12 protein-coding genes and 1 pseudogene are annotated in these 11,298 nt (G+C 58.1%); 9 read left to right on the plus strand and 4 right to left on the minus strand.

Annotated features, from left to right (window positions below; all coding sequences use genetic code 11):
* The 4 genes and pseudogenes from ACIQVE_RS27560 to ACIQVE_RS27575 form a co-directional block, all read left to right on the plus strand.
* Positions 1–599 (plus strand): annotated as a pseudogene (locus ACIQVE_RS27560) (amino acid ABC transporter substrate-binding protein); the annotation flags it as partial.
* 66 nt (positions 600–665) lie between these two features.
* On the plus strand, positions 666–1,847 hold the full coding sequence (locus ACIQVE_RS27565; protein ID WP_402814694.1) for an amino acid ABC transporter permease: 1,182 nt from the start codon (positions 666–668) through the stop codon (positions 1,845–1,847).
* Positions 1,848–1,857: 10 nt separating this feature from the next.
* The gene (locus ACIQVE_RS27570; RefSeq protein ID WP_402814696.1) at positions 1,858–2,955 is read left to right on the plus strand and encodes an amino acid ABC transporter permease; all 1,098 of its coding nucleotides are present in this window, start codon (positions 1,858–1,860) and stop codon (positions 2,953–2,955) included.
* Between the two features lie 10 nt (positions 2,956–2,965).
* The gene (locus ACIQVE_RS27575; RefSeq protein ID WP_150603734.1) at positions 2,966–3,730 is read left to right on the plus strand and encodes an amino acid ABC transporter ATP-binding protein; all 765 of its coding nucleotides are present in this window, start codon (positions 2,966–2,968) and stop codon (positions 3,728–3,730) included.
* A 53-nt stretch (positions 3,731–3,783) separates the two neighbouring features.
* On the opposite strand, the gene ACIQVE_RS27580 is transcribed toward ACIQVE_RS27575, so the two are convergent.
* Positions 3,784–4,272, minus strand: a complete 489-nt coding sequence (locus ACIQVE_RS27580) for a type II TA system antitoxin MqsA family protein (protein WP_402814698.1) — start codon at positions 4,270–4,272, stop codon at positions 3,784–3,786.
* Positions 4,269–4,580: a type II toxin-antitoxin system MqsR family toxin gene (locus tag ACIQVE_RS27585; protein ID WP_095188819.1), complete on the minus strand. Its 312-nt coding sequence runs from the start codon at positions 4,578–4,580 to the stop codon at positions 4,269–4,271. Before ACIQVE_RS27585 ends, ACIQVE_RS27580 begins: the two co-directional genes overlap by 4 nt.
* A gap of 165 nt (positions 4,581–4,745) precedes the next feature.
* Between ACIQVE_RS27585 and ACIQVE_RS27590 the strand changes: the two genes are divergently transcribed.
* From ACIQVE_RS27590 to ACIQVE_RS27610, 5 genes are all read left to right on the plus strand, one after another.
* On the plus strand, positions 4,746–5,405 hold the full coding sequence (locus ACIQVE_RS27590) for a FadR/GntR family transcriptional regulator (protein WP_150594946.1): 660 nt from the start codon (positions 4,746–4,748) through the stop codon (positions 5,403–5,405).
* The gene (locus ACIQVE_RS27595) at positions 5,395–6,699 is read left to right on the plus strand and encodes a CynX/NimT family MFS transporter (protein ID WP_402814702.1); all 1,305 of its coding nucleotides are present in this window, start codon (positions 5,395–5,397) and stop codon (positions 6,697–6,699) included. The genes ACIQVE_RS27590 and ACIQVE_RS27595 overlap by 11 nt, the downstream gene beginning before the upstream one ends.
* Before the next feature lie 218 nt (positions 6,700–6,917).
* Positions 6,918–7,388, plus strand: coding sequence for a nuclear transport factor 2 family protein (locus tag ACIQVE_RS27600; RefSeq protein WP_402814705.1), 471 nt, complete (start codon positions 6,918–6,920; stop codon positions 7,386–7,388).
* 39 nt (positions 7,389–7,427) lie between these two features.
* Positions 7,428–7,730, plus strand: coding sequence for a GIY-YIG nuclease family protein (locus tag ACIQVE_RS27605; protein ID WP_402814707.1), 303 nt, complete (start codon positions 7,428–7,430; stop codon positions 7,728–7,730).
* Positions 7,731–8,471: 741 nt separating this feature from the next.
* Positions 8,472–9,407, plus strand: a complete 936-nt coding sequence (locus ACIQVE_RS27610; protein ID WP_402814710.1) for a glutathione S-transferase family protein — start codon at positions 8,472–8,474, stop codon at positions 9,405–9,407.
* A 115-nt stretch (positions 9,408–9,522) separates the two neighbouring features.
* On the opposite strand, the gene ACIQVE_RS27615 is transcribed toward ACIQVE_RS27610, so the two are convergent.
* Both ACIQVE_RS27615 and yejK read right to left on the minus strand, forming a co-directional pair.
* The gene (locus ACIQVE_RS27615; RefSeq protein WP_402814712.1) at positions 9,523–9,873 is read right to left on the minus strand and encodes a glutaredoxin family protein; all 351 of its coding nucleotides are present in this window, start codon (positions 9,871–9,873) and stop codon (positions 9,523–9,525) included.
* A complete protein-coding gene (gene yejK / locus ACIQVE_RS27620) occupies positions 9,873–10,877 on the minus strand; it encodes a nucleoid-associated protein YejK (RefSeq protein WP_402814715.1) in 1,005 nt (334 codons plus the stop codon). The genes ACIQVE_RS27615 and yejK overlap by 1 nt, the downstream gene beginning before the upstream one ends.
* Positions 10,878–11,298 lie beyond the last annotated feature (421 nt).

Consider the following 11,298-nt stretch of genomic DNA (forward strand, 5'->3'; position numbering starts at 1 on the left):
AGCTGGACGGTGCAACCATCTGCATCCAGGCCGGTACTACCACCGAGCTGAACGTTTCCGACTACTTCCGCGGCAACGGTCTGAAATACACCCCAATCACTTTCGACACCTCCGATGAAAGCGCCAAGTCGCTGGAATCCGGTCGTTGCGACGTGCTGACTTCCGACAAATCCCAGCTGTTCGCCCAGCGCAGCAAACTGGCTTCGCCGAAGGACTACGTGGTTCTGCCGGAAACCATTTCCAAGGAACCACTGGGCCCAGTAGTGCGTAACGGCGACGACGAGTGGCTGGCTGTGGTGCGCTGGACTGGCTACGCCATGCTCAACGCTGAAGAGGCCGGCATCACGTCGAAAAACGTCGAAGCTGAAGCCAAGTCGACCAAGAACCCGGACGTCGCTCGTATGCTCGGCGCTGACGGCGAGTACGGCAAGGATCTGAAACTGCCGAAGGACTGGGTCGTGCAGGTCGTCAAGCAGGTCGGCAACTACGGTGAAGTGTTTGAGAAAAACCTCGGCAAGAACACTCCACTGGAAATCGACCGTGGCCTGAACGCCCTGTGGAACAACGGCGGCATTCAGTACGCACCACCAGTGCGCTAATGGTTCTATCGCCCGGCGGGCCAACCGCCGGGTGATGTTCTTGTTCCATTTTTTCCGGGGCACTTCATGCAAAATTCAATCGGCGCACCGAAGCAGAGACTCAGTCTCAGCGATCCGCGAGTGCGCGCCTGGGTATTTCAGATCGTCACTATCGTGGCAGTCGTCTCCCTGGGCTGGTTCCTGTTCCACAACACACAAACCAACCTTGAGCACCGGGGCATCACCTCCGGCTTCAGCTTTCTGGAGCGCAGTGCCGGGTTCGGCATCGCTCAAACCCTGATCGACTACACCGAAGCGGACAGCTATGCCCGCGTGTTTGTGATCGGTCTGCTCAATACATTGCTGGTGACCTTCATCGGCGTGATTCTGGCGACTCTGCTGGGCTTCATCATTGGTGTCGCGCGTCTTTCGCCGAACTGGATCATCAGCAAGCTGGCGACCGTGTATGTGGAAGTCTTCCGCAACATTCCGCCCCTGCTGCAAATCCTGTTCTGGTACTTCGCGGTGTTCCTGACCATGCCGGGGCCGCGCAACAGCCACAACTTCGGCGACACCTTCTTTGTCAGCAGCCGTGGCCTGAACATGCCGGCCGCGTTGGCGGCTGACGGCTTCGGGGCATTCGCGATCAGTGTCGTGGTGGCCATCGTCGGTATCGTGCTGATGTGCCGCTGGGCCAACAAACGCTTCGAAGCGACCGGCGTGCCGTTCCACAAATTCTGGGTGGGCCTGGCGATTCTGCTGGCGATCCCGAGTTTGTGCGCACTGATCTTCGGCGCTCCGCTGCACTGGGAAATGCCTGAGCTCAAGGGCTTCAACTTCGTTGGCGGCTGGGTGCTTATCCCGGAACTGCTGGCCTTGACCCTGGCCCTGACCGTTTACACGGCGGCGTTCATCGCCGAGATCGTGCGTTCGGGCATCAAGTCGGTCAGCCACGGGCAGACCGAAGCGGCCCGCTCGCTCGGTTTGCGTGAAGGCCCGACCCTACGCAAGGTGATCATTCCCCAGGCGCTGCGGGTGATTATCCCGCCGCTGACCAGCCAATACCTGAACCTGGCGAAGAACTCCTCGCTGGCCGCCGGTATCGGTTATCCGGAAATGGTTTCGCTGTTCGCCGGCACCGTGCTGAACCAGACCGGTCAGGCGATTGAAGTGATTGCGATCACCATGAGCGTGTACCTGGCGATCAGTATCAGCATTTCCCTGCTGATGAACTGGTACAACAAGCGCATTGCGCTGATCGAGCGGTAAGGAAAAGCGCATGAGTACTCATACTTTCAAACCCGACATGCCCCCACCGAGCAGTAGCATCGGCGTAGTGGCATGGATGCGCGCGAACATGTTTTCCAGCTGGCTCAACACCTTGCTGACACTGTTCGCGTTCTACCTGATCTACCTGATCGTTCCGCCGATTCTGGGGTGGGCGATCATCGACGCCAACTGGGTCGGCACCACCCAGGCCGATTGCACCAAGGAGGGCGCCTGCTGGGTGTTCATCCAGCAACGCTTCGGTCAGTTCATGTATGGCTACTACCCGACCGGCCTGCGCTGGCGCGTGGACCTGACCGTGTGGCTGGCAGTGATCGGCGTGGCGCCACTGTTCATCTCGCGCTTCCCGCGTAAAGCGGTTTACGGGCTGAGCTTCCTGGTGCTGTACCCGATTGTCGCCTGGTGCCTGCTGCACGGCGGCGTATTCGGCCTGACTGAGGTGGCGACCAGCCAATGGGGCGGCTTGATGCTGACCCTGGTGATCGCCACCGTTGGCATCGCCGGAGCCTTGCCGCTGGGGATTGTGCTGGCGCTGGGTCGACGTTCCAACATGCCGGCGATTCGAGTGGTCTGCGTGACCTTCATCGAGTTCTGGCGCGGCGTGCCGTTGATCACGGTGCTGTTCATGTCTTCGGTAATGCTGCCGCTGTTCCTGCCCGAAGGCATGAACTTCGACAAGTTGCTGCGGGCGCTGATCGGCGTGATCCTGTTCCAGTCGGCCTACGTGGCTGAGGTGGTGCGCGGCGGTCTGCAAGCGATCCCTAAAGGTCAGTACGAAGCCGCTGCTGCGATGGGCCTGGGCTACTGGCGTTCGATGGGTCTGGTGATTCTGCCGCAGGCCCTGAAAATGGTGATTCCGGGCATCGTCAACACCTTCATTGCGCTGTTCAAGGACACCAGTCTGGTGATCATCATCGGCCTCTTTGACCTGCTCAACAGCGTCAAGCAAGCCGCTGCCGATCCGAAATGGCTGGGCATGGCCACCGAAGGCTACGTGTTCGCCGCCCTGGTGTTCTGGATTTTCTGTTTTGGTATGTCGCGCTATTCCATGCATCTGGAACGCAAGCTCGACACTGGCCACAAGCGTTAGGAGTTCTGTAATGAGTGAAGCAATCAAAAAGCCTGTGAGCCCTGAAGGCATTATTCAGATGCAGGGCGTCAACAAGTGGTACGGCCAGTTCCACGTGCTCAAAGACATCAACCTCAATGTCAAACAGGGCGAGCGTATCGTCCTGTGTGGCCCGTCGGGTTCCGGCAAGTCGACCACCATTCGTTGCCTCAATCGTCTGGAAGAACACCAGCAGGGCCGCATCGTCGTCGACGGCGTGGAACTGACCAACGACCTCAAGCAGATCGAAGCGATCCGCCGTGAAGTTGGCATGGTGTTCCAGCACTTCAACCTGTTCCCGCACCTGACCATTTTGCAGAACTGCACCCTGGCGCCGATGTGGGTGCGCAAGATGCCCAAGCGCAAAGCCGAGGAAATCGCCATGCATTATCTGGAGCGCGTACGCATTCCGGAGCAGGCGCACAAGTTTCCGGGGCAGCTGTCCGGCGGTCAGCAGCAACGTGTGGCAATCGCCCGCGCGCTGTGCATGAAACCGAAAATCATGCTGTTCGACGAACCGACGTCGGCCCTCGATCCGGAAATGGTGAAAGAGGTGCTCGACACCATGATCGGTCTGGCTGAAGACGGCATGACCATGCTCTGCGTAACCCACGAAATGGGCTTCGCCCGCACCGTGGCCAATCGCGTGATCTTCATGGACAAGGGCGAGATCGTTGAGCAGGCGGCACCGAACGACTTCTTCGATAATCCGCAGAATGAGCGAACGAAGCTGTTCTTGAGTCAGATTTTGCATTGATGGCTGATGTGTAAAACCAACCCGGCCTTGTGCCGGGTTTGTTTTTTTGGGGGTCAGGATACGGAGAGGGTTTCGTGTTCTTTGTGGATGGTGTGCTTGAAGCCTCTCAAGTCTGCGCCTTCACCGAGAATTTTCGCATCGGTCAGCAAGTACGGGTAACGATCCAGCAGTCGCATCAGCAGCATCAACGCCTTGGGCGGTAATATTTCGCCGCGCTCGTAGCGAGAGAACGCGTTATGCCCTCCACCGGACAGCAGTTGCACCGTCTCTTTTTGTGTGAGGTGCAATTTGCGCCGAATACGCTTCATCTCGGCGCCGATCATTTGCCTGGCAGCGATAACCAGTTCGTCCCCTGCGTCACAATAACGTTCCGCGCTATCGGTATCGTGATCCCACTCAACTTCTCCGCACTGCTGGCATTCCCAACCAGAAAGATCATCTACACGGCGCTCCATGCCTTTGACACTCAGGGTTTCGCCGCGCCCTGCGAAATGTCTCATTCCCTCACGTGCACCGCAGCTGACACATTGCTGGGTTTTCATGGGTTCTTCTCCTTGAAGGAGATTACCGGTGGGCCGCCACCGGGGCGGTAGGTCACCTTGATGTAAATCTCCAGATCTTGTGAATGGGTGTGATACACGTCTTGCCAGACCCGATGATCGTCGTAACTGGTCATCGATTTGTACAACATCCTGTTCTGCAATTCGAAAACGATCTCTTGCATCTCGCTGATGCTAAAGCCGAGATACTCGCCTGAATCTGCCGAGGTCTTGGTGAAGGCTTTTTTTCCAAGCCGCCTGACCTCAGCCTTAATCACCGCCAAGTCGTAATGGGGCGTGTTCTTCTCCATAAGAAACCAAAACCCTGTCCCTGAAATTACCCTTAAAGGGTAATTTTGACTAATCGAAAATCCAGCTCCATTTCTTCCAATTCACCCTAGGTGGTTGCCGTCCTACACGGGTCTGACTAACATGTCGGAAAATTCATCCTATGATTGGATGAAAGGGCGAATTCTATGTCAGACATTTCTCCACTCGTTAAGCGATCCCTTGTCGATCAGGCTTTGGATCAGTTGCGCCAACGCATCAACAGCGGCACCTGGCAGGTCGGCGAGCGATTGCCGACCGAACCCGAGCTGTGCGCTGAGCTGGGCATCAGCCGCAACACCGTGCGCGAGGCCATGCGTGTATTGGCGTTTTCCGGGTTGATTGAAATTCGGCAGGGCGACGGTAGTTATCTGCGTGCGCTGATTGACCCGCTGGACACCCTCAAGGCGCTCTCCCGTTGTTCGTTGGAACAGGCGCGGGAAACCCGGCACATCCTTGAGGTCGAGGCCATTGGCCTGGCGGCGTTGCGCCGCACCGATGAAGACCTCGTCGCCTTGCGTGAGGCGCTTGGCACCAGTGGCAGTCATTACCACGGCGATCTCGACACCTACATCGCCTGCGATCTGGTGTTCCACCGCCGTTTGGTCGACGCCGCGCATAACCCGACGCTCAGCGAGCTGTATCGCTACTTCTCCAGCATCGTCGGCGCGCAATTGCGCCAGACCCTGAACATCGTCCCGCGCCGTCAGGAAGTGTTCGACCTGCACATCGAGTTGCTCGATGCCGTCGAACAACGCGACCCGGAACGGGCCAAAGCCTTATCGAGGCAGTTGATCAATGAACCTTGAAACCGAGAAATCCATGCCCCGCAACGAGATATCCACAGCCCCGAAACGCACGGCAGAGCTCGAAGAGCTGCTGATCGATGCCGAGGTTGATGACGAACAAGTGCAGCAAAGCCATCCGCTGGTGCGCCGGCCGTGGCTGTTGCTGCTGGGCTTGATTCTGGTGGCGCTGAACCTGCGTCCGGCGCTGTCGAGCCTGGCACCGCTGCTCAGCGACGTCTCGAAAAGCCTCGGGCTGTCTGCCGCTCAGGCGGGTTTGCTGACCACGCTGCCGGTGCTGTGCCTGGGCTTGTTCGCACCGCTGGCGCCGATTCTGGCGCGACGTTTTGGTGCCGAGCGGGTGGTGTTGGGGATTCTCCTGACCCTCGCAGGCGGGATTATCCTGCGCAGCAATTTTGGTGAGATCGGTCTGTTTGCCGGCAGCGTCTTGGGCGGCGCCAGTATCGGCATCATTGGCGTATTGCTACCGGGCATCGTCAAACGCGACTTCGCCAGACACGCCGGTACCATGACGGGCGTTTACACCATGGCGCTGTGTCTCGGTGCAGCGATGGCGGCGGGTTCCAGCGTGCCGTTGAGCGAGCATTTTGATCACAGCTGGGCCGTGGGTCTGGGATTTTGGGTGATTCCAGCGTTGGTCGCTGCGGTGTTCTGGCTACCACAAGTCGGGCAAAAACACGGTGCGCACAATGTCGCCTATCGCGTGCGCGGACTGTTGCGTGATCCGCTGGCGTGGCAGGTGACCTTGTACATGGGCCTGCAATCGTCGCTGGCCTATATTGTTTTCGGCTGGTTGCCGTCGATCCTGATTGGTCGCGGTCTGACGCCGACTCAGGCCGGCCTGGTGCTGTCCGGTTCGGTGATCGTTCAGCTCGCCAGCTCCCTCGCGGCGCCGTGGCTGGCGACCCGTGGCAAAGATCAGCGCTTGGCGATCGTGGTGGTGATGGCGCTGACCCTCGGCGGTCTGTTCGGTTGCCTGTATGCGCCGATCGAAGGCCTGTGGGGCTGGGCGATTCTGCTCGGTCTGGGGCAGGGCGGTGCATTCAGTCTGGCGCTGACGTTGATCGTACTGCGTTCGCGTGACTCCCATGTCGCAGCGAACCTGTCGAGCATGGCTCAAGGCTTCGGTTACACCCTGGCTTCGATGGGGCCGTTTGCAGTCGGCGTGGTGCATGACTGGACGGGCGGCTGGAATGCGGTGGGCTGGATTTTCGGCATTATTGGCACAGGGGCGATCGTCGCGGGCCTTGGGGCCGGGCGGACTTTGTATGTGCAAGTGCATAGCGAAAGAATCTGATTAGCGAAGTTCCCTGTGGGAGCGAGCTTGCTCGCGAAGTCGGTGCTTCAGGCAAAGGTGATGTTGAATGTGCAGGCCTATTCGCGAGCAAGCTCGCTCCCACAGGTTTTATGGTCGCCTGTAGATCTGGCAGAGTATTCGGATGGCGAATGCCGATAGTGTTTCCGCGCTTTGCAGATTATCGTGCTGGCAATCTTTCCATTCCTCGGAGTTTGCCCGTGAGTGAAGCCCATGCCGCGTTGATCACCCGCTTCTATCAAGCCTTTCAGCGCCTTGATGCCGAGGCCATGGCCGCGTGCTACACCGATGACGTGGTGTTCAGCGATCCGGCCTTTGGCGAACTGCACGGGTGCGATGCCGGCGACATGTGGCGGATGCTCACCACGCGCGCCAAAGACTTTTCGCTGACCTTCGACAATGTCCGCGCCGATGAGCGCCACGGTGGTGCGCATTGGGTGGCGACGTATCTGTTCAGCCAGACCGGCAACGTCGTGGTCAACGATATTCAGGCACGCTTCGTGTTCCGTGACGGCAAGATCTGCGAGCACCACGATCACTTCGACCTGTGGCGCTGGTCGCGTCAGGCCTTGGGGTTCAAAGGTCTATTGCTGGGCTGGACACCGCTGGTGCGCAACGCCGTGCGTGCTCAGGCACGCAAGGGACTGAAGGCATTTCAGGCCGGTCGCTGATAAGATCGCGGCCTGTTTCCTACACGTCTTGATCCCGAAGTGACCAGCCTTAGCGAAAAAACTGTCGATGTTGTCGAGCCAGTGAGCAAATCCTGGTTCGTCTACCTCGTGCGCGCGGCCAACGGTTCATTGTATTGCGGGATCAGCGACGATCCCGCGCGCCGTTTTGCCAAGCACCAGAGCGGCAAGGGTGCGCGCTTCTTCCTGTCCAGCCCGGCCATGGCGTTGGTTTATACCGAGCTGTGCCGAGACAAGAGCGACGCCTTGCGACAGGAACGGCTGATCAAAAAACTGCGCAAAAGTGCCAAGGAGTGTCTGGTTGCGTCTTATCAATCTGACTGATCAGACTCTGTCGGGTGGCAGAAATCCTTGCGGATAGGATAGCCACACAAATGACAGGCAAAAAAAAGCCGCCTTGCTGGGCGGTTTTTTTTCGTAAGCCTCGGTTTGCGGCCGGGGTTACTGTTCTCACTGGATACACTAGCGTGGGTGAAGATTATTCGTCTTTTTGCCATCGAGCAAGCCTACGACGATTTTTTCGAAGAGCGCGATTTTAGATCCATTTGTTTAAGCGGCGGTTCTGAAACGCGATTACTCTCCATCCGCTCGCATGACAGTGCAGCTAGTGAGGCTTGGCTGATTGGCGTAACGGTTTCACGCCCTTTGACATGGTGTTGCTCCCGTGCCGGAATGATATTTCAAAGGGTGTCTCAATCGGCCGCCTCACTGGATACACTAGCGTGTATTCCGAAGGCGTACGTGGTCCGGTAAGCGCGCTGGAGGTTTGGCCCCCGACTGGAGGCCAAAACGTATGAAGCTTTTGCTGCGTACTTTGAGCCTCGTATGGAGATCGTTTAAAGCAGTTCGCTTTTACGAGTTCCTGCGAGATCACTTCGATGACCTGATGTAAGGGTTCTTGGTGTGAGAACGACCGCCTCGGTTTCGGCTGAGGCGGTTTTTTCGTTCGGGAGCCCACACTCGTCTTATCAATCTGACTGATCAGTTCCCATCAGCCAGATCTGTAGGCTGCTAAGTAAATGCGCGCTAAGCTGCCGACTCACTTTCTGAGCGGCGGAGCCGAGCATGTCCGAGTTGATTCTGCATCATTACCCGACTTCTCCATTTGCCGAGAAGGCCCGTCTGCTACTGGGCTTCAAGGGGCTGTCCTGGCGCTCGGTGAACATCTCGCCGGTGATGCCGAAACCGGATCTGACCGCCCTGACCGGTGGTTATCGCAAAACCCCAGTGCTACAAATCGGTGCCGACATCTATTGCGACACTTCGTTGATCGCCCGCCGACTTGAGCAAGAGAAGGCGCAGCCGTCGTTTTTCCCCGAAGGTCAGGAAATGACCACCGCCAGCTTCGCGACGTGGGCGGACTCGGTGGTGTTCCAGCATGCCGTCAGCCTGGTGTTCCAGCCAGAATCGGTGGCCGTGCGTTTCGGAAAATTGCCGCCGGAAGCGATCAAGGCCTTCCTCGCCGATCGCGCCGGGTTGTTCAGCGGTGGCAGCGCCACACGTTTGTCCACCGAGCAGGCCAAGCACCAATGGCCGACGATCATGGCGCGTCTGGAGCAGCAGTTGCAGCGCGAGCAAGGTGATTTCCTGTTCGGTGAGCCGTCGATTGCCGACTTTGCTTTGGCGCACCCGATGTGGTTTCTCAAGGCGACTCACGTGACTGCGCCGCTGGTGGACGAGTATCCGGCTGTCTCTGCATGGCTTGGGCGTGTGTTGGGCTTCGGTCACGGTGCGGCAAGCGAGATGACTTCCGAAGAGGCGCTGGAGGTTGCTCGCAATGCGACGCCAGCGGCATTGCCGGATGAGCAGTTTATTGACCCGAACGGCTTCAAGGCCGGGCAGCAGGTGGCAATTGCCGCGACGGATTACGGGGTTGACCCGGTGGTGGGTGAGTTGCTGTTTGCCGGTCGTGAGGAATTGATCGTGAGGCGCGAAGATGAACGGGGCGGCGTAGTGCATGTGCACTTCCCGCGTTTTGGTTTCCGCATAGAAGCCCGCTGATTTCTCAAGTCTGGTGCAAAACCTGTGGGAGCGAGCTTGCTCGCGAAGGCGATTGATCATTCAACATTGTTGTTGGCTGATACACCGCTTTCGCGAGCAAGCTCGCTCCCACACGTTATTTCAGGGCAGCGAGAATCTCGTCCGGATCAAACCCGCGAATCAGCGTGCCATTCACATCGATCAGCGGAATCCCGCGCCCACCCAGTGCCTCGTACGCCTTGCGCGCCTCGGCATCCTTCTCGATGTCGAATTCCTTGAAGGGAATCCCCTTGCTGTCGAGAAAGCGTTTGGTCTGCTTGCAGTAGCCGCACCAGTCAGTGGCGTACAGCACAACGCTGGCTTGTGTTCGAGTCTGTTCCGAGACCATCTGCGACGGGTTGAACAGCCGCTCGATCTTGCCCCAGTTCTGATAGATCACGACCACCAGCAGCACCAGCGCAACCTTCTTCAGCACATTGCCGAGCATCAGTTGCGGCGCTTCAGTTGATCGGTCAGCGAGGTCGGCAGACCCTTGATCATCAGCGTGCCGTTCTCTTCGTCGTACTCGATCTTCGAGCCCAGCAGGTGTGCTTCAAAGCTGATCGACAGGCCTTCGGCGCGGCCGGTGAAGCGGCGGAATTGATTCAAGGTGCGTTTGTCCGCCGGAATCTCTGGCGACAGGCCGTAGTCCTTGTTGCGGATGTGATCGTAGAAGGCTTTCGGGCGCTCTTCGTCGATCAGCTCCGAGAGCTCTTCCAGGCCCATCGGCTCGCCGAGCTTGGCCTGGCTGCTGGCGTAATCGACCAGAGTCTTGGTTTTTTCGCGAGCAGATTCTTCCGGCAGGTCTTCGCTCTCGACGAAGTCACTGAAAGCCTTGAGCAGGGTGCGGGTCTCGCCCGGGCCGTCGACGCCTTCCTGGCAGCCGATGAAGTCGCGGAAGTACTCCGAAACCTTTTTGCCGTTCTTGCCCTTGATGAACGAAATGTACTGCTTGGACTGCTTGTTGTTCTGCCACTCGGACACGTTGATCCGCGCTGCGAGGTGCAACTGGCCGAGGTCGAGGTGGCGCGACGGGGTCACGTCCAGCGAGTCTGTTACGGCCACGCCTTCGCTGTGGTGCAGTAGAGCGATGGCCAGGTAATCGGTCATGCCTTGCTGATAGTGGGCGAACAGCACGTGACCGCCGACTGACAGATTGGACTCTTCCATCAGCTTCTGCAGATGCTCGACCGCCACTTTACTGAACGCGGTGAAGTCCTTGCCGCCTTCCATGTATTCCTTCAACCAGCCGCTGAACGGGAACGCGCCGGATTCGGGATGGAACAACCCCCAGGCTTTGCCCTGTTTGGCGTTGTAGCTCTCGTTGAGGTCGGCGAGCATGTTCTCGATGGCTGCTGACTCTGCCAGTTCAGAATCACGGGCGTGCAGAACTGCGGGCGTGCCGTCGGGTTTTTTGTCGATCAGGTGGACGATGCAATGACGGATCGGCATGGGCTTCTCGGCTGTTGGATGGGAGGAGGGCGGGCTCCCCCGAAAAAGCGTCCAGTGTACCGCAATCACTGGTTTTGGCGCCGGGTGAAGGGCTAATCCTGGGCGCTGTGCGGTCCTTATGCAGTTTTTTACCGGTTTAGAGCAATAAAGCTGACCAAATGGGTAGCTAGAGGCGGATATTTCCTTGTCTCTGTGCTAGTTTTGCCCGGTCTTACGCGAAGTCACTGCGTTAAGCGTGCAATCAGCATTTGTCAGGTCGAACCAAACCCTGATTTCGGTATCTATAACCCGACTCGTCGTGGTTATCGCCGAGGGTGCCAGATCCAGAAGATCGGGCTCGATGGCTGACACTGCACTCTGCAATCCATATGAATTTGATAGGGAAGGAACACTACATGGCTCTTACTAAAGACCAACTGAT

It is taken from the genome of Pseudomonas sp. NPDC098747, assembly GCF_044760045.1.
Lineage (GTDB): Bacteria > Pseudomonadota > Gammaproteobacteria > Pseudomonadales > Pseudomonadaceae > Aquipseudomonas.

Excerpts from the sequence above, each read along its gene's own strand:
- ACIQVE_RS27565 (WP_402814694.1), top strand. The coding sequence starts at position 666 with ATGCAAAATTCAATCGGCGCACCGAAGCAGAGACTCAGTCTCAGCGAT.
- ACIQVE_RS27570 (WP_402814696.1), top strand. The coding sequence starts at position 1,858 with ATGAGTACTCATACTTTCAAACCCGACATGCCCCCACCGAGCAGTAGC.
- ACIQVE_RS27575 (WP_150603734.1), top strand. The coding sequence starts at position 2,966 with ATGAGTGAAGCAATCAAAAAGCCTGTGAGCCCTGAAGGCATTATTCAG.
- ACIQVE_RS27580 (WP_402814698.1), bottom strand. The coding sequence starts at position 4,272 with ATGAAAACCCAGCAATGTGTCAGCTGCGGTGCACGTGAGGGAATGAGA.
- ACIQVE_RS27585 (WP_095188819.1), bottom strand. The coding sequence starts at position 4,580 with ATGGAGAAGAACACGCCCCATTACGACTTGGCGGTGATTAAGGCTGAG.
- ACIQVE_RS27590 (WP_150594946.1), top strand. The coding sequence starts at position 4,746 with ATGTCAGACATTTCTCCACTCGTTAAGCGATCCCTTGTCGATCAGGCT.
- ACIQVE_RS27595 (WP_402814702.1), top strand. The coding sequence starts at position 5,395 with ATGAACCTTGAAACCGAGAAATCCATGCCCCGCAACGAGATATCCACA.
- ACIQVE_RS27610 (WP_402814710.1), top strand. The coding sequence starts at position 8,472 with ATGTCCGAGTTGATTCTGCATCATTACCCGACTTCTCCATTTGCCGAG.
- ACIQVE_RS27615 (WP_402814712.1), bottom strand. The coding sequence starts at position 9,873 with ATGCTCGGCAATGTGCTGAAGAAGGTTGCGCTGGTGCTGCTGGTGGTC.
- yejK (WP_402814715.1), bottom strand. The coding sequence starts at position 10,877 with ATGCCGATCCGTCATTGCATCGTCCACCTGATCGACAAAAAACCCGAC.